The organism is bacterium SCSIO 12844, from assembly GCA_024397935.1.
Taxonomy (GTDB): domain Bacteria; phylum Pseudomonadota; class Gammaproteobacteria; order Francisellales; family Francisellaceae; genus M0027.
Genome location: CP073743.1, coordinates 2,934,300 through 2,952,248, shown reverse-complemented (window position 1 = coordinate 2,952,248; position 17,949 = coordinate 2,934,300). Strand labels below are relative to the sequence as shown.

Below are 17,949 nucleotides of genomic sequence, written 5' to 3'. Positions count from 1 at the left end.
TTACACACCAAGCATTGCTTTAGCAGCGCTTTTCTTAATCGGGCTAATCATTGAAGCAACTTTAATAACCGTTTTTAACATAAATGATTTGTTGGGATTAGTCATTAAAAGACGTGCTTTTTCGCTGGCTTGAACAATTGCTTTTCCAGCATCGTGCCTTTCTTTTGTGTAATTTTCAGTATTATTTTCAGCAATTAATTCAGCTAGTTTAGCAGCATCGGCAATGCCCAAATTCATGCCGCGACCACCGACAGGTGAATGGCAGTGGGCTGCATCGCCTGCAAGAAAAATATTACCTTTTTGATAACTTTCAGCCTGTCTAACTGAGATGTTAAATGTACCTTGGCGATGCGTCTGTGTCACGTCTATGGGTACAGGCAATGTTTTTAAGGCATCAGCTGTATTTGAGACTATGCGATAGCGGTTTTTTGCAATTGGTATAATAAAAGTGACATTGGCATTATCGTTATGACGATAAATACTGACACTCTTATCAAATGGCCAGTTAATTGCATCAATATCTGCAATTGACCAAATTTCCTCTAAATCAATACCGGGGTAATCAATATTAATACACTTTCTAACGTTACTTCGAATACCATCTGCACCAATAAGATAGTCTGCTTCAATTATATTTTTATTGTTTAGCGTCGCTTGAATTTTACCATTAACTTCTTTTAAGTCAGTTAATTCTTGACCATAAGTTACTTGTCCACCAAGTGAAGCAAGTGTTTGACTTAAGATAGATTCAGTTTGATCTTGTGGTAGCGATAAAAGAAAATCATACGGGTGGGCAACGCCTTGAAATTGAAGCTCTAAGACTTCTTTTGTATCAAAATGTAAATGACCATTATAAATTTTAATACCAGCAGATAGTAACTTTTCAGTCATGCCTGAAGCTTCAAAAATTTTTAAACTATCAGGGATAATACCCACTGCTCTTGAAAGGGTTGAAGCAGAAGTTTTTTTATCAATGACAGTGGGAATAATTCCTCTTCTTGCTAATTCAACAGCAGCAGTTAAACCGGTCGGTCCAGCACCGACAATAAGAACACGTTTTTGATTATCCATAATCATAACTTCCCTAACTTAAACTATTTATTTAAGTATAGTTAATTTTAGCTAGGTGTAGAATTTATTGCTTTAAGCATTATGTAACAATTTTTCTAAAATATGTTTGTAATTATTTGCAATTGACTGGGGTGTTCTGTGAATAATAGTTTGTGCTAGAAATCCAGCATAATAAATTGAAATATTGACGTTTAAAATTGCATTGAGTAGTCCGATTAATAGTAGTGTATATTCATTTTGCTCATCAGATTGTTCTAATAACTCTATTAGATAAGCGGTACATGCTAAACCAGATGCATTAGGATTTTTTTCTGTATATAGAATTAGTTTTTTGAGGTCATCTGCCATTTGACTATTTTGCATTTCTGGCAAATTTAGTCGAGTTTTGGCATATTGACTAAGTAGTATAGGTGATACCTTATTGATATTAGAGCGTATGTTTTTATATTTTAAGAAACGCATAATGTTCAACCCTCCAGTTTTTGTAAGTTGTTATTTGATTTTTATTTATTTGATTATAAGTTATTTGTGCGGCTGCAAAATACCTCAAATAATTAGGTAAAATTGTAATTTATAGAAAAATGATTTTAAGAATAAAAAGTAATTAAAAATGAATATAAAATAAGTTCCTATATAGCAAATTTTGCCATAATTATACCTATAAAAATGAGGGGTACTTTTAAATGACTGATATAGTACGATACGCAACACTACTATGTTTCAGTGGTATGAGTTTATAAAATATCTTTAGGAAATCTAAATTCACATAGATTAGGAGGTTGTCTATGTTTATCTTTAAAAAAGTTAATTTATTAATATCAACGGCTATGTTATCGCTACCTGTAATTAGCCATGCATTTGCAAAGTATCCGGATGGGTTCAAAGGCAATGCTAGTTATGGTGATTATGCCTGTTTTAATATAGAGGCATACCGTTGTTTAGATAGGTCAGGTTGTTCAGTTGCTACACCAACACCAAATACAGCTAATGGTTGGATAGATCAGGGGGGTTTAGCACAATGTAGTTCACAGCCACCAAGCCCGCCCAGTCAAAATAATAATTACCAATTTACCATTAAAAATATAGAAAACGAAAATAAAACAATAGCTTTAAATGGTAGCGTTACAGTTAATTTAGAAGATAAAAATGGTAATACAATTGTCTATCAGGGACAGAAAATGCAGTTTAACATCAAGGCAGATGATATTATTAATCAGCCTTATCAGGTTTGTGGCTTATGGTGGAGTTCTGTCACACAAGGTGAATCTTTAAGTCTTAAGCCACAGACTACAACTTGTAGTGCCTCACCAAATCAATTGGTTAGTGTATTACAACCTGCAAAAATAAGTATTGTCTATACGCAGTATCAACAGAATGACTCAGATCATGTAACGCTACTATTATCTAAAGCATTTCATCGATCGTTTGCTCAACAGGCAATTAGTATTGAGCCTACCTTAGTTAGTAATCCTGTTACTTATCACTTAAATTCTGGTAGTGCTTCAGGTATTAACTATCAATTTGCTGTGAATAATCAATCGATGACAGCAAGAGATATTCATTATTTAACAGCTACAGTTACCGATGATATACCAATTATTATTTCAGCAAGCTTTGTTCAAGCACCATTTAAAGTGGTTAAAATTAATCAAAAAACAAACTATCCGTTAACTTCTGATACAACAAACTTATCTGTTGAGATTAAAAATCAAGTACTACCTAATTTGCAAGTCAAAGGATGGCCTAGTTATTTTGCAATGGGTACAGAAACAGTTAATAGCGATTATAGTAAAAATTTAATGTTATCAAGAACATCTATTAATGCAATTGATAAGTATGCAGGTCCAACAGGAACATCAGATACTGGCAATATTGTTGATCCAAGCCAAAGTGCTTCTAAAGTGACTATTCAAACGGCACAGGAATTAACTGATAAATTTCAGCATCCTGTGATACCAGTTATGGTATTTTATTCGGCGAATGCGTCAGGTTCATGGAGTTATGCATTAAGCAATGATTTGCAGAATATTGATAACCTTCAAAAACACTATATTAACCTGATTTTATTGGCACATTATCTAGAGACTAATCCGGTTGAACTAGACTATAACAAAACCTATGGAAGTATTATTTTAAATCCAGATTTTTTAGGTGAGGCACATAAATCTAGTGGTTTAACGATTGAGCAATTACAAGCATTGCCTGTTTCTGTTACATCAAGCATTCAATATGCAATGAATTATGTAAAAGCACATTATGGTATTGATGTAAATGTATCATTAGATGGTATTGATAATACATTACCAGGTTATATTCAATCGATTAACAGAATTATTAACTCAGTAGCACCTAATGTGTCATTTGGTTGGGAAGATGCAATTTGGGCTGGTCAATCTAGTGGTCATGGTTGGATACACCAAGCATATCGCAATCCATCATTGGTTAATAGTGTTGCTTTAGGCGAAGCAAGTTTTCTAAAAGCCCTCAATGTCTATGATAATAAAAATAAACTAGATAATCCCCAATATATTGCATTTGATAAATATGAACGAGATACGATTGTTGATGGTATAGTTTTAAATCCTTATTTATATAATGCCAATGACTGGAGTGTTTATGTAAAATTTGTTGGTAATGTCAGCCGTAATTTAAATAATATTCCTGTGATGTTATGGCAAACACCAGGTGCTCATATGCAGAGTAAAGCAGAAACTGATGTATCACATGGTGCAACTGCTGTTGACTATTTCTTAGGTGATGCGTCGTTAAATGATGACCTATTAAATAATTTATCATCAAATCTAATGCAAGCTTTAAATATATCAATGGCTGATTTAACCGACTATGATATACCATCTAATGAAAAAGAGATGACATATCTTGAATATTTATCGATTAAACCAACGGATAATTTAATGTCATATGATAACTATGTTGCATCAGCGTCAAGTCAGTATAATTGGCGTTATGGTCACTTAGCTGATTTATTAGAAAATAATGTATTTGCTATTGTATGGGGTGGTGGTAGTACAACAGGTATCGCAGGTGATGGCCCTGGAATGGATGATGGTGGCTTTATTAATGATCATATCCAATCATTGAAAGCTGAAGGTAAATACTATTGTTTAAATGGTCACAGCTACAGCTTAACTAGCGGTTGTTAGTTTATTATCACTTATCAAATTCAGATAATTTAAGTTTTTAATTAAATATGAGGTTTTTATGAAAACACAACTATATTGTTTACTTGCTCTTTTTAGCCTTTGTAGTTACCAGGCACAGGCAGATACAATTTCATATCCAGTTAAAGGCCATGATCGTTGCTTATGCACATTTGATATGGACTATACCATTGATTATCCGGGTGGTTTAAATGGAGCAGCTCAAGGTGCTATTGAAGCAATTCAAGTATGCATGGCACATCATTGTGGTATTGCAATTAACTCAACTGAGCAGCCATTAAATGATTGGGCTTATTCACATTATTGGAATCCAGGTACCGGATTAACTCCTAATCAAGAAGGTAGTATTTATCAGTATATCTATAAAAATCAAACCAAACCGTCTTCTAAGTTAAATGATTTAACTGTTAATGGTGGCTATCATTACTTGAAATGTACGAGTAACTATAAAGTATGCCAATTACCAAAAATAATCGATGCTTATAATCATACTGATATGAAAGAAACTAAAATGAAGTGTGTTTTTCACTTTGATGATAGCTATAGTGATTTAGTCAGTCTAAATAAAGCTTATGGGGATCAAAATATACACCTTATTTATGTTAGATCCCATACACTGAGTCAATTTTTTAGTCTGAGTGACCCTAATCTAGGTAATGACCTTACTGGTATTTGGTATAGTAATTTAGATAGCAATGCTAAAATTTTATATCAAGATATTGATAACCTCATTAGTAGTACAAGTTGCTAATTGGTATGATAGCCAGAAATACTATGTGTAGTTGAGCTTTTGGCAACATTATCTCTTGATTTAAATGTGCCAAAGGCAATATCACCGACTGGGTTTGTAATACCCCAGCAATAGTTTTCATTATAAAAGTGATGACGCATATGCGCTCTTTTTAATTTTTGACCTAAGTTTGTTTTTGGTTTATAGCTTGTTGTATGGTGTGCCAAATGCATCCATTCATAAAAAAGATAGTATAAAACACCGACAGTAAATGGGACGATTGCAATACTAAAACTTAAGGTAATCAGTGAAAATAAAAGGTAGGTTTGGATTAAGTGAATGACAACAGCTAAAGGTGGAGCAAACTGATATTTTAGTGAGTGAGGTTGTTTGTGATGTTCATGATGTAGCTTAATTTGAAAGCTGCGTAATTTCTTATATTTAGTCGATAATTTGGCATGTAAGAGAAACTTATGTGCATACCATTCATAAAATGGTGCAATTACAATTGGTAATAATGCCCAATACCAATAATCAATAAATAATTGAGAGATAATAGAAACAATTAAACAAAGAAAAAACAATACCCATAGGCATAAAACTAATGGATGGGAGAAATAATTTTTAAAAACACTAGGCATGGTGATTATCTTGATTGTATAACATACGAAATATTGTATTTATAATCAATGTATTTGAATATCCTGTTATGGGCGTTTTAGTTAATTTTTATTACTTTTTTGCCATAAAACGTTATCAGAGGGAAAATCACAGCGAAAGAGGCTACCTTTACCAAGGTCACTATGAATATATAAATTTGCTTGATGACGTAATAATACATATTTTACAATTGAAAGACCTAAGCCTGTACCGCCTGTTTTACGTGAGCGGCCCTTATCAACACGATAAAATCGCTCAGTTAGGCGTGGAATATGCTTTTCAGCAATGCCAATACCCTGATCTTTAATATAAAAATGGGCCCCAGCTTGATCATGTGACCAGACGATATCAATGTTTCCACCATCTGGTGAGTAACGTACGGCATTGGTAATTAAATTACTAAAGCAGCTTTCAAGTTCTTTAGCTTGGCCAGAAATATTCAAATTGGGGTTAATATCAATATGAAAATGATGTTTGCCATTACTTAAAACTTTTGCTTGTTCAACCAAATCAAATAGTATTTGCGCTACATCAACCGTTGTGACTTCATCTTCAGATAAGTCTTGAGATTGCAATTTTGTCAGTAATAATAAATCTTCAAGTAGAAATTCAAGTCTGCGCATTTGTTGGTTCATTTGATGGATGTAGCTTTGCCAGTGTGGTAAAGTTTCAACAACCTCATCTTGCATCATCTCCAAATAACCTTGAATAACCGTTAATGGTGTACGCATTTCATGTGAGACATTAGCGACAAAGTCTTGACGCATACGATCGATATGGTGACGATAAGAAATATCTTGGGCAATTAGAATGCTAAAGCCACTATAGGGTATTAGTAATAAAGATAGCATTCTATCTGGGGCTTGTGGTGCAGGCATTTCAATGGTGCCACGCTCATTACTTTGTATATAATCAAAGAAAGAGGGAGAATGAAGTATTACTGTAATTGTTTCATTTTGATGTGATTTATTAAGATTAAGTAGGCGTTTAGCAACACGATTCCACCAAACTATTTGCATGGCTTGATCTAAAATAACAACACCATCAGTTAGGCCTTCAGCAAAGCTTTTAGCCCAAACTAAACGTTCAGATTGATCGATTTCTTTCATTATGGATTATCCGTATTAAAGCGATAACCAATGCCTCTGACTGACTCAATTAAATATTCTAAGTTTTCAGCTTCAAGAATTTTTCTAACTCTTCTGATATGCACATCAACAGTTCGTTCTAATACATCTGCTTGATCACCCCAGACTTTATCAAGTAATTTTTCGCGTGATAATGCTTTATCGGGGTGGCGCATCAGATAATGTAATAGCTTAAATTCTAACGGACCAATTTTAGTTTTTTTACCATTTAAAGTAAGCCTATGATTATCAACATCTAATATAATACCCCCTGCTATAAGCTGTTGTGATTTAGCTGGGATTTCATTATTTTCAGTTAAGTTGTCTAGGCGATAGCTTCGTCTTAATACAGCGTTAATACGTGCTAGTAGTTCTTTGGGTGAAAAGGGTTTTGTTATATAATCATCAGCACCTGCATCGAATGCTCTAATTTTATTTGATTCTTCAGCTCTAGCAGTTAGCATAATAACAGGTAATTGAAAGGATGGTTTTTTCTTTAATTTAGTCAGCCAGTTAATACCACTTTTATCGGGCATCATACAATCAAGGAGGATTAATTGAATACTTTGCTGCGTTAAAATTTCATTAGCCTCAGCAATTGTCGATGCTTCTATAGGGTTAAACCCACAGCGTTTAAGCGCGAATGAAACCATTTGACGAATCGGGGCTTCATCTTCAACAACTAGTATAGATATATCCATCGATGTAATTATTAAGGCCTAGTCCTATTATTTGTATGGCATTTATGTTAACAGATTATGATAAAACCAACCAATAGTTAATTGTTAGTGGTTAAAAAGATGCTCATCTTTAGACTTTATTTGACAATAAATTTTGAATAATGGATCATTTTCCTTTAGACTTGGCACAATCTAACCAACGGTTTAAATAATTCTATGCATCAATCTAAACTTATACTTAAAACAGGTGAAGTCTTTGAAGGTATCTCCCCATTATGGGTTGAGAAAGAAAATTTTGGCGAAGTTGTATTTAATACAGGGATGGTTGGCTATACAGAAGTATTAACCGATCCATCTTATAAAGGCCAAATTGTTGTCTTTACTTATCCAATGATTGGCAATTATGGTGTTGAAGCAGAAGATTTTTGGGAAAGTGATCAAATTCATGCATCAGGCATGGTCGTTTCAGAGCTTGCACCATTTTATGCTCGAGATAAGTCAGAGATGTCACTAGAGGCTTGGTGTAAAAAAACAAAGACACCTTTAATTGCCAATGTTGATACACGTGCATTAACAAAAGTGCTCCGTCAACATGGTGTTGTTGCAGGCGCCATTGTTATTGGTGATAAGCTGCCGAAGAAATTTATTGATATTAATCAAAAAAATCTTGTTGGTGAAGTAACAGCGAGTGAAGTAACTATAAAAGGCGAGGGAGAGAAAACAATTATCGTCGTTGATTGTGGTATGAAAGCAAATATTTGGCGTCATTTATGTGCTTATGAGGGCGTTCGCTTTAAGCGCGTTCCTTATGATTATGATTATACTGAGGAAGCTTATGACGGTATTTTTATCTCAAATGGTCCAGGTGACCCAGCACAGTGTAAAGTAACAATAGAAATATTGAAGAAAGCTATGTCATTACATTCCAATAAACCGATTTTTGGGATTTGTCTGGGCGCACAAATTCTAGGGCTTTCCATTGGTGCGAAAACTTATAAACTAAAATTTGGCCATAGGGCACAGAATCATCCTTGTTTACATGAAGGAACCAATCGTTGTTATTTGACTTCACAAAATCATGGCTTTGGTATTGATGAAGCAACACTGCCGGATCAATGGAATGTATCGTTTAGAAACTTAAATGATCAAAGTGTTCAAGGAATTGAGCATGCTCATCTACCTTATTCAGCAGTCCAATTTCATCCTGAAGCTGCGCCTGGGCCTGTGGATACGGCATGGTTATTTGACCACTTTATCAATGATGTAAAACAAATGAAAGTAGTAGATAACGTCCAATTAGATAAAAATAAAATTACCACGTAACTAAGTTAAGGAATTGAATAAATACTAAAGGTATTGAGGATATGGCAGATCAAGAATTAACGTATGAGCAAGTTGTTGAGGCAGCAGAGACAATTGTTAAAAATAATGAGCGCGTAACCATCGAACGAGTTCGTCGTTTGATTGGTTATGGTGACATGATTAAAATTGTTAACTTTTTGCGTCGTTGGCAGAAAGATAAAAGCACACAAAAAGAAGTGGAAACTAAAAACCAACCAAAAGAATCAACACCGCCAAAGACTAAAAAATCATCAGATGAAGTTGTTGTTGTCGTTGGTAATAATGGTAATGGTTATAAAGGCCGTCATCGTCGTCATCAAACTTTTTCATTTGAGCGACTGCAACAAGAGCCTGTCGCTATACAAGCATTATTTTGGGCATTACATCAAATACGTCAACATAAAAATTGTGCCATAGAACAGCATCAATTAGAAAAAAATTCTATGAATGAAATGATGATGGATGTAGAAGATAAAATCAGAGAAATTAAGCGTCAAGCAAAAGAAGAAATTAATCAATTAATGCAACAACATTGCAAAATATCTCTTCAATTTGACACAGAGCGCAAGAAATTGCGTTAATGTATCTTGGCCTAATTTAATTAGCTTTTTTAGCGTGTAAACTATTTAGTCAAAAGGCATATGACTCATTTAATAAAAAAATAGCCATTAGGCTAAATTTGCATAATAATGGATATTTAATCTTTAAGCATAATCAATAAAATAAGCTAGCGTTAAAGAGGCTTAAATGGTTCAAATTACAGATAAATACCGATTTACACAAGAAGGTTATGTAGAGTTTGATTCTTGGCTTGAGAAAGTGAAATGCTTTTATCCTAAAGATCAACTTAATACAATTAGTGAAGCAATTGATTTGTCAATGTCTATTGGCATTGATATGCCAAGTCAATTAGGTGGTAATTGTTTTCAAGTCGGTGTTGAAATTGCTTCTATTTTATTTGATTTAGAAGTTGGTGAAGAAACCATCGCAGCAGGCCTTTTATTTGAGCTTTATTACGGCGGACATGTAGAGATTGATTTTATTTTAGAGCGTTTAGGTCATGAAGTACTATCCATATTAGATGGTGCAAATAATATGGCGCAAGTGCGTATGCTGCAGAATCAAAAGTCACAAATAACTCAAGTTGACCAATTTAGACGTATGATGTTAAGCATGATTAAAGATGTACGAATTGTGTTGGTTAAATTAGCGGAACGTGTTTGTTTATTGCGCTCTAATAAAGATAATTGGACTGAAAATTATAAAAACATTATGGCGCGCGAGATTTTAGATATCTATGCACCACTAGCAAATCGTTTGGGTTTGTTTAAGCTTAAATGGGAGATGGAAGATCGAGCATTTTTTTGTTTGTATCCAGTTGCATATAAAAAAATAGCCAAACAACTAAAGCGCAAACGCCTTGAACGTGAGTCTTATATTGATGATTGTATTAAGGCACTTAAATCTAAATTAGCCGACAGCCCTATTACACATTTTGATGTCTCAGGGAGAGTCAAACATATCTATAGTATTTGGCGAAAACTTAAGAATAAAGCGTTAAATTTTAATGATTTATATGATATAAGAGCTTTAAGAATTCTAGTTGATGATATTGAAGACTGTTATAGTGCTTTGGCTTTGGTTAATCAGTTATGGGAACCAATACCAAGTGAATTTTCAGATTATATAGCAACGCCTAAGCCTAATGGCTATCAGTCGATCCATACAGTTGTAATTGGTCCAAGCGAACGTACTTTGGAAGTGCAAATTAGAACATTTCAAATGCATCAAGACTCTGAAATGGGAGTCGCTGCACATTGGCGCTATAAGGAGGGGGTTCAGTATGATCCGTCTTTTGAAGCGCGTATTGAGTGGATGCGCTCACTTTTGGGTTGGCAGAAGCAGTTAATTGAAGAAAGTGATTATCTCGATCAGCAAAATACCAAAGATATTATTGAAGAAATTGTTGAAGATCGAGTTTATGTTTTTACCCCAGATGGTGATGTGTTAGATATGCCTGTTGGTTCAACGCCGCTTGATTTTGCTTATTATGTTCATACAATAGTCGGGCACCGCTGTCGAGGTGCAAAGGTTAATGATCGAATAGTTAATTTAACTTATCAGTTAAAAACTGGTGATCGAGTACAGATACTAACCCATAAAGAACCAAGGCCATCGCTTGACTGGGCAAATCAAAGTTTAGGCTTTGTTCATTCAGCTAAGATTCGTACACGTATTTTACGATGGTTTAAAATACAGAATCGTCAAGAAAATGCACTTTTAGGTAAAGAGCGTTTGCTCAATCAACTGAAAAAAGCAGAATTGAAACAAGTCGATTATGAAAAAGTAGCAGAACACTTTAATCATCAAGATGAAGAAAGTTTATTTGCAGCAATTGAAACAGCAGATTTAAGACTCAATCAAATCGCAAATCATATTGTTGAGCATTATTCAAAAGTTAAGCCTAATAAAGAAAATGTTCAAATAGCTAAATCATCTGTATTTCATGGTGAAGCAGAGCGAGATATTAAAGAGTCAGATTTGGTTATTTATGGTATAGATAATTTGCTATCACATACAGCCGGTTGTTGTAAGCCAGTTTCAGGTGATGAGATTCTAGGCTATATTACGCAAGGTCGTGGTGTATCAGTTCATCGACTTGATTGTAAAAATATGCAGCGTTTAATGATGCAATCACCTGAGCGAGTGATTGATGTTTATTGGGGTAAAGTAGATAAAAAGCGTTATGTGGTTGATTTATTAGTCACAGGGTTTGAGCGAGATAACTTCTCTAAACAAATATTTTATTTATTAGCTGATCAACATATATCAGTATTTAAATCTGAAATGCAGCTAATGAAAAAAGATGATTTGGATTATTTATATTTACGTATTGCTATTATTGATACCGAGCAATTACAAAAATTAAAAAGCCAAATTCAAGGTATTAGGGGGGTTATTTCTGTTGGGCGTATTTAAGTTTTTTAATTAGAAGAAGGGTTAACCTGGTTCTGATAATCCTGCCAAGTTGGCTTAAAAGGTTTTTGTGGTTGAATCTGTGAATTTTGATGCTCTAAATAAAAATCTTGATAGCTTGTACCATCAATTTCATTTTGATAGCCTTCTTTTGTTGCCTTAGTTGTGCCTGCTTGCTCTTTACGAGGATAAGGTAGAATAATGAATTTAACTGAATTTGATCTGCCAACTAGTGTATTATTATTATGCAGTAGCTTAATTGTAAGCTTATATGTACCAGGTGTTGGTGTAATTAGTTCAATAGGGTAATCTGAAGTTGTTAAGATGAGCTTGTTATTTAATAGTACCTGTATTTTGCTATTTGGATTTGACTTTAAATAGGCTTCAATGCCGTTAGCTAGAATTAAAATATGATGGCGCATAAAATGAAAGCTTTGATTGTTTTTAGGGGAGATTAGTATGATATTTTGCGTTTTTGAAAGTGGGGTATTTTGATTGATTTGATCTAATTTACTTGGAAAGTTATTATCTTGAATGGTTGTTGGTTTGGGTAAGTCAACAATGCGAGCATCAGCATGTGGCGTATTAGAATAATGGCGTTGACCGTTGTTATCAACCCATGTATAGATTGTGTTATCTACATAGGCAATGCTAGGTAAAATAAAAAGTAGTAATACAAAGAAATAATGTTTTTTCATTGGGTTTATGCTATTGATTTGAGCATTATTTATACACTATAGAAATTATAATAAAAAAACAGTTGACCTGCCAGTGTGATTTGCCTATGATTATCCCGAATTGGCACTTTGGAGGGGTTCCCGAGTGGCCAAAGGGATCAGACTGTAAATCTGACGGCTCCGCCTTCGCAGGTTCGAATCCTGCCCCCTCCACCATTAAGCTTATGTTTTTATAAATAATGGGATGCTCAATCACAGATGAGGTGAGAAGCAATAAAATATCTTAGGCGGGTGTAGTTCAATGGTAGAACTTCGGCCTTCCAAGCCGATAGTGTGGGTTCGATTCCCATCACCCGCTCCAGTTATAAGGTATTGTTGAAGTGATTGGCTTGTAAGTTTAGTAAAATTAACATATATTGCTCACATAGCTCAGGCGGTAGAGCACTTCCTTGGTAAGGAAGAGGTCACCAGTTCAAGTCTGGTTGTGAGCACCATAAAATGGTATGAATTTGGCTTAAAAAGTGTAGAATAAAGGTTTCAAAAAAATTATAGATTTTGATTTTTAGATAAATTTGTTAAAAACCTCGGAGTAATGAAAATGGCAAAAGAAAAGTTTGACCGCAGTAAGCCGCACGTTAATGTCGGCACAATCGGTCACGTTGATCATGGTAAAACAACATTATCAGCTGCAATTTCTAAAGTTGCTGGCGATAAGTTTGGTGGAGAAGCTAAAAATTTCGATGAAATTGATAATGCCCCTGAAGAAAAAGCACGTGGTATTACCATTTCAACTTCACATATTGAATATGAATCAAATGCTCGCCACTATGCACACGTAGACTGCCCGGGTCACGCCGACTATGTTAAAAATATGATTACTGGTGCTGCACAAATGGATGGCGCAATTTTGGTTGTTTCTGCTGCAGATGGCCCAATGCCTCAAACTCGTGAGCATATCTTGCTTGCACGCCAAGTTGGTGTGCCTTATATCGTAGTTTTCTTAAACAAGTGCGATATGGTAGATGATGAAGAATTATTGGATCTAGTTGAAATGGAAGTGCGTGAGCTTCTTGATCAATATGAGTTCCCAGGTGATGATACACCAATTATTAAAGGTTCTGCGCTTAAAGCTATTGAAGGTGATGAGCAGTATGTAAATGCTATTGTTGAGTTGTTGGAGACTATGGATAGCTATATTCCTGAGCCTGAGCGTGATACAGATAAGCCATTCTTATTGCCAGTTGAAGATGTATTCTCAATTTCTGGTCGTGGTACAGTAGTGACTGGCCGTGTTGAGCGTGGTATCGTTAAAGTTGGTGAAGAAGTTGAAATTGTTGGTATCAAAGATACAACAAGAACAACAGTTACTGGTGTTGAAATGTTCCGTAAGCTTTTAGATGAAGGTCGTGCTGGTGATAACGTTGGTTTATTAGTGCGTGGTGTTAAGCGTGAAGATGTTGAGCGTGGTCAAGTACTTTGTAAGCCAGGTTCAATTACACCTCATACCACATTTGAAGCAGAAGTTTATGTACTTTCTAAAGAAGAAGGTGGTCGTCATACGCCATTCTTTAAAGGTTATCGTCCACAGTTTTACTTTCGTACAACTGATGTAACAGGTTCAATTGAGTTACCTGAGGGTGTAGAAATGGTTATGCCTGGTGATAACATTAAGATGAATGTTACATTGATTGCGCCAATTGCAATGGAAGAAGGTCTTCGCTTTGCGATTCGTGAAGGTGGTCGTACTGTTGGTGCCGGTGTTGTTGCAAAAATCATTAAGTAATAAAATGCTTAATTTTTTAATGTAATAATATTTTATAGGCCAGTAGCTCAATTGGCAGAGCAGCGGTCTCCAAAACCGCAGGTTGGGGGTTCAAGTCCCTCCTGGCCTGCCATATAAAATAAACGCTTGAACGGTGCGTTAATCTATGTTAAGATGACGCACCGTTTTTGTATGTATATTAGTAATAAAGGTGGCTTCGACTGTGTCTGATAAGCAAGTTGATTCTAAGCATAGTAAAGCAAAATTATTGAATAAAAATCATCAGCATGCGCCAGTAGTTGAGCGTGGTTCTGAAAATAATGCTGCTTTAAAAGGTAAAGATGGTCTTATTTGGATCGGTATTGTATTTTTATTAGCAATTAGTATTGTTGCTAATTCAATTTATGCTGAAGAAATTGCAATGCCAGTTAGAATTGCAGGCTTTGTTGTTTTGGTGATTATTTTAATGGCAATATCGCTATTAACTCGCCAAGGGAAATCAGCTTGGGGTTTTATTCGTTCTGCAAGAGGTGAAATGCGTCGAGTAGTGTGGCCGACGCGCCAAGAGACGGTGCAAACAACGGTATTAATCATTGGTGTGGTTTTAGTGGCTGCATTGATTATGTGGTTGTTTGACAGTTTGTTTTTATACATTGTCAGAATGATTATTGCAATATAGTAGGTTTAACTTTATAAATTAAGTGGAATAAAGATGGCGTTTAAATGGTATGTGATTCAAGCTTACTCAGGTTATGAAAAACGCGTTAAACTTCAGCTAGAAGAACAAATTAAACTAGCGGCTCTTGAGGACTTTTTTGGGCAGATTTTAGTGCCTACTGAAGAAGTTGTTGAAATGAAGCAGGGTCAAAAACGCAAAAGTGAACGTAAGTTTTTTCCAGGCTATGTATTAATCCAGATGGAAATGAACGAACAGACTTGGCAGTTGGTGCGTCGTGTGCCAAGAGTTAGTGGTTTTATTGGTGGAAAAAGTGATAAGCCTGCGCCAATTTCGGACAGAGAAGCAGAGGCAATTCTAAATGCCGTTGAAGAAAGCAGTAAAGAAGAAGGTAAGCCGAAACCTAGAACTGTCTTTCAAGCAGGTGAAGTGGTTCGTGTTCTTGAAGGTCCGTTTGCTGATTTTACAGGTGTTGTTGAAGAAGTTAACTATGAGAAAAGTCGCCTACAAGTGGCTGTTTCTATTTTTGGTCGTTCAACACCAGTTGAGCTTGAGTTTTCTCAAGTTGAAAAAGAGACTTAATGTGATTTATTTATATTAAGTAAATAAAAGGGGAGCCTTGCCATAGGCGCTATACCCAAACCTTTGAAATTAGGAGTAATAAAAATGGCTAAAAAAGTTGCTGCATATATTAAATTGCAGGTAAAAGCAGGCCAGGCTAACCCGTCGCCACCAATTGGTCCGGCATTAGGTCAGCATGGTGTTAATATTATGGAGTTCTGTAAAGCATTTAATGCACAGTCTCAAAGTATGGGGCCAGGATCTCCTGTGCCTGTTGTTATTACGGTTTATAGTGATCGTAGTTTCACTTTTATTATGAAAACGCCACCAGCATCTTTCTTATTAAAGAAAGCAGCTAAAGTGAAAAAAGGTGTTTCTAACCCATCAAAAGAAACCAATGGTAAAGTAATTCGTGAGCAATTAGAAGAAATTGCTACGGTTAAAATGCCTGATTTAACAGCTTCTGATATGGATGCTGCCGTTAGAACAATCGCTGGTACCGCTCGTAGTATGGGAATCGTAACGGAGGGTGTTGAATAATGGCTAAGTTATCAAAGCGTCTTAAGATGATTCGTGAAAAAGTGCTATCAACTCGACAGTATGACTTTCTTGAAAGTATTAAATTACTAAAAGAGACTTCTAAAGTAAAATTTAATGAGTCAGTTGATGTTGCGGTTAATTTGGGTGTTGACCCTCGTAAGTCAGATCAAGTTGTTCGTGGTGCTTCTATATTGCCACATGGTACAGGTAAAACTGTGCGTGTTGCTGTATTTACACAAGGTGAAAATGCAGATAAAGCAAAAGAAGCAGGTGCCGATATTGTTGGTATGGATGATTTGGCTGATGAAGTTAAAAAAGGAAACCTTAACTTTGATGTTGTTATTGCTTCACCAGATGCAATGCGTGTGGTTGGTCAATTAGGTCAGATTCTAGGTCCTAAAGGTCTTATGCCAAACCCAAAAGTTGGAACGGTTACACCTGATGTTGCTACAGCAGTAACTAATGCGAAAGCGGGCCAGGTTCGTTATCGTGTTGATAAAGCTGGTATTGTTCATACATCGATTGGAAAAATTGATTTTGATGAAAATCACTTAAAAGAAAACCTTGAAGCATTGTTGAGTGATCTTAAAAAAGCTAAGCCAACAGCTGCTAAAGGTGTTTATTTAAAGAAGGTAAGTATTTCAAGTACGATGGGGCCAGGATTAGCGCTGGACTTAAGTACAATAACTGTGTAAACTACCTGCCTTTGTGAAAAAGAATTCTTTGGGCCTTAAAGCTTTTAGGTATAAAAGCTTGTGGTGTCAAAGACCGTAGGCGCTCTATATTTAGGGCTTAATCGTAAAATAAATGTGTTTTATGGCCTACGCAGACGATGGTTGGCCTAAATTGGAGAGAAATTTAACTTTTCAATCAATCCGATAACATCGTTAAACCCATAAAAGCAAGACGTAGACAAAAGTTGGAGAAGTCAATGTTAAGACTAGAAGATAAAAAAGCGATTGTAACTGAAGTTGCCCAAATCGCTTCGACTGCTTTGTCTGCGGCTGTTGCTGATTATCGTGGTCTAACTGTAACTCAGATGAATAATTTGCGTGCTCAAGCGCGCCAAAATAATGTTTATCTGAAAGTTGTCAAAAATACACTAGCTAAACGTGCTGTAGAAGGCACAGAATTTGCTTGTATGACTGAAACATTAAAAGGGCCAATGGTGTTAGCGTTCTCTATGGAAGAACCTGGTGCTGCTGCTCGTTTAATGCGTGATTTTATTAAAGACAATAAAAAGTTAGAAGTTAAAGGTTTGGCAATGGGTGGTGAGATCTTCTCTGATGAGAAACTTGAAGCCTTTGCTAAATTACCAACACGTGAAGAAGCGCTTGCAAGTTTAGCTCGTGTGATGCTAGCACCTGTAACGCAATTCGTTCGTACGTTAAATGAACCAACTGCACAGATGGTTCGTGTAATGGCGCAAGTTGGCGATAAAAAGCAAGCTGCATAAAGACTAAAGATAAATGAAAACAAACGTTAAATGTTTAACGATCTATGTTAGTTAGGAGAAAATAAAATGTCTATTACTAAAGAACAGATCCTAGATGCCGTCTCTGAAATGAGCGTTATGGATGTATGTGACCTAGTTAAAATGATGGAAGAAAAATTCGGTGTTTCAGCGCAAGCAGCTGTGGCAGTTGCTGGTCCTGTAGCAGGTGATGCAGCACAAGCTGAAGAGAAAACTGAATTTGACGTTGTATTGAAAACTGTTGGCGATAAAAAAGTTAACGTCATTAAAGCAGTTCGTGCAGCAACTGGTCTTGGCCTAAAAGAAGCTAAAGATGCTGTTGATGGCGCACCAACAACGATTAAAGAAGCAGTTAGTAAAGAAGAAGCTGAAGAGCTTAAAAAGTCTCTTGAGGAAGCTGGCGCTACGGTTGAACTTAAGTAATTTTAAGTTTGACATGATAACTTTAAAGGCTGATGGTCTATGCACCATGAGCCTTTTCTGCTATATAAG

At 35.5% G+C, this 17,949-nt stretch carries 18 protein-coding genes and 4 tRNA genes; 16 read left to right on the top strand and 6 right to left on the bottom strand.

Going from position 1 to position 17,949, the window contains the following annotated elements:
* Both KFE69_12985 and KFE69_12980 read right to left on the bottom strand, forming a co-directional pair.
* Positions 1-1,071, bottom strand: coding sequence for an FAD-dependent oxidoreductase (locus KFE69_12985; protein ID UTW42377.1), 1,071 nt, complete (start codon positions 1,069-1,071; stop codon positions 1-3).
* A gap of 72 nt (positions 1,072-1,143) precedes the next feature.
* Positions 1,144-1,533, bottom strand: coding sequence for a hypothetical protein (locus KFE69_12980; GenBank protein UTW42376.1), 390 nt, complete (start codon positions 1,531-1,533; stop codon positions 1,144-1,146).
* 323 nt (positions 1,534-1,856) lie between these two features.
* Here KFE69_12980 and KFE69_12975 point away from each other — a divergent pair, with 323 nt between their 5' ends.
* Both KFE69_12975 and KFE69_12970 read left to right on the top strand, forming a co-directional pair.
* Positions 1,857-4,235, top strand: coding sequence for a hypothetical protein (locus tag KFE69_12975; GenBank protein ID UTW42375.1), 2,379 nt, complete (start codon positions 1,857-1,859; stop codon positions 4,233-4,235).
* A gap of 58 nt (positions 4,236-4,293) precedes the next feature.
* Positions 4,294-5,004, top strand: a complete 711-nt coding sequence (locus KFE69_12970; GenBank protein UTW42374.1) for a hypothetical protein — start codon at positions 4,294-4,296, stop codon at positions 5,002-5,004.
* Here KFE69_12970 and KFE69_12965 read toward each other — a convergent pair.
* From KFE69_12965 to KFE69_12955, 3 genes are all read right to left on the bottom strand, one after another.
* Complete coding sequence (locus KFE69_12965) at positions 5,001-5,624, bottom strand: sterol desaturase family protein (protein UTW42373.1); 624 nt, start codon at positions 5,622-5,624, stop codon at positions 5,001-5,003. The two genes, KFE69_12970 and KFE69_12965, sit on opposite strands and share 4 nt — an antisense overlap.
* An 81-nt stretch (positions 5,625-5,705) precedes the next feature.
* Positions 5,706-6,752 (bottom strand): phosphate regulon sensor histidine kinase PhoR, encoded by a 1,047-nt coding sequence (gene phoR / locus KFE69_12960; GenBank protein ID UTW42372.1) that lies wholly within the window; start codon positions 6,750-6,752, stop codon positions 5,706-5,708.
* Positions 6,752-7,471 (bottom strand): response regulator, encoded by a 720-nt coding sequence (locus tag KFE69_12955; protein UTW42371.1) that lies wholly within the window; start codon positions 7,469-7,471, stop codon positions 6,752-6,754. Before KFE69_12955 ends, phoR begins: the two co-directional genes overlap by 1 nt.
* Positions 7,472-7,666: 195 nt before the next feature.
* Between KFE69_12955 and carA the strand changes: the two genes are divergently transcribed.
* The 3 genes from carA to KFE69_12940 all read left to right on the top strand — a co-directional run bounded on the left by carA (position 7,667) and on the right by KFE69_12940 (position 11,770).
* On the top strand, positions 7,667-8,773 hold the full coding sequence (carA, locus tag KFE69_12950; protein UTW42370.1) for a glutamine-hydrolyzing carbamoyl-phosphate synthase small subunit: 1,107 nt from the start codon (positions 7,667-7,669) through the stop codon (positions 8,771-8,773).
* 41 nt (positions 8,774-8,814) lie between these two features.
* Positions 8,815-9,372, top strand: coding sequence for a DNA-binding protein (locus tag KFE69_12945; protein UTW42369.1), 558 nt, complete (start codon positions 8,815-8,817; stop codon positions 9,370-9,372).
* 166 nt (positions 9,373-9,538) lie between these two features.
* Complete coding sequence (locus KFE69_12940) at positions 9,539-11,770, top strand: bifunctional (p)ppGpp synthetase/guanosine-3',5'-bis(diphosphate) 3'-pyrophosphohydrolase (GenBank protein UTW42368.1); 2,232 nt, start codon at positions 9,539-9,541, stop codon at positions 11,768-11,770.
* Between the two features lie 5 nt (positions 11,771-11,775).
* On the opposite strand, the gene KFE69_12935 is transcribed toward KFE69_12940, so the two are convergent.
* On the bottom strand, positions 11,776-12,465 hold the full coding sequence (locus KFE69_12935) for a DUF4124 domain-containing protein (protein UTW42367.1): 690 nt from the start codon (positions 12,463-12,465) through the stop codon (positions 11,776-11,778).
* 110 nt (positions 12,466-12,575) lie between these two features.
* On the opposite strand from KFE69_12935, the gene KFE69_12930 reads away from it, so the two are divergent.
* The 11 genes from KFE69_12930 (at position 12,576) to rplL (ending at position 17,880) form a co-directional block, all read left to right on the top strand.
* Positions 12,576-12,660 (top strand) — tRNA-Tyr (locus tag KFE69_12930).
* A gap of 71 nt (positions 12,661-12,731) precedes the next feature.
* Positions 12,732-12,805: transfer RNA gene (locus KFE69_12925), tRNA-Gly, on the top strand.
* A 57-nt stretch (positions 12,806-12,862) separates the two neighbouring features.
* Positions 12,863-12,938, top strand: a tRNA-Thr gene (locus tag KFE69_12920).
* A 104-nt stretch (positions 12,939-13,042) separates the two neighbouring features.
* A complete protein-coding gene (gene tuf / locus KFE69_12915; protein ID UTW42366.1) occupies positions 13,043-14,227 on the top strand; it encodes an elongation factor Tu in 1,185 nt (394 codons plus the stop codon).
* Positions 14,228-14,263: 36 nt separating this feature from the next.
* A tRNA-Trp gene (locus KFE69_12910) sits at positions 14,264-14,339 on the top strand.
* A 288-nt stretch (positions 14,340-14,627) separates the two neighbouring features.
* Positions 14,628-14,885: a preprotein translocase subunit SecE gene (gene secE / locus KFE69_12905; protein UTW44084.1), complete on the top strand. Its 258-nt coding sequence runs from the start codon at positions 14,628-14,630 to the stop codon at positions 14,883-14,885.
* Between the two features lie 33 nt (positions 14,886-14,918).
* Positions 14,919-15,464 carry a transcription termination/antitermination protein NusG gene (gene nusG / locus KFE69_12900; GenBank protein UTW42365.1) on the top strand — a complete coding sequence of 182 codons (546 nt, stop codon included), beginning with the start codon at positions 14,919-14,921 and terminating at the stop codon, positions 15,462-15,464.
* A gap of 84 nt (positions 15,465-15,548) precedes the next feature.
* Positions 15,549-15,983, top strand: coding sequence for a 50S ribosomal protein L11 (gene rplK, locus KFE69_12895; protein UTW42364.1), 435 nt, complete (start codon positions 15,549-15,551; stop codon positions 15,981-15,983).
* The gene (gene rplA / locus KFE69_12890) at positions 15,983-16,678 is read left to right on the top strand and encodes a 50S ribosomal protein L1 (protein UTW42363.1); all 696 of its coding nucleotides are present in this window, start codon (positions 15,983-15,985) and stop codon (positions 16,676-16,678) included. Before rplK ends, rplA begins: the two co-directional genes overlap by 1 nt.
* A gap of 236 nt (positions 16,679-16,914) precedes the next feature.
* A complete protein-coding gene (gene rplJ, locus KFE69_12885; protein ID UTW42362.1) occupies positions 16,915-17,439 on the top strand; it encodes a 50S ribosomal protein L10 in 525 nt (174 codons plus the stop codon).
* Between the two features lie 66 nt (positions 17,440-17,505).
* Positions 17,506-17,880, top strand: coding sequence for a 50S ribosomal protein L7/L12 (rplL, locus tag KFE69_12880; GenBank protein UTW42361.1), 375 nt, complete (start codon positions 17,506-17,508; stop codon positions 17,878-17,880).
* Positions 17,881-17,949 lie beyond the last annotated feature (69 nt).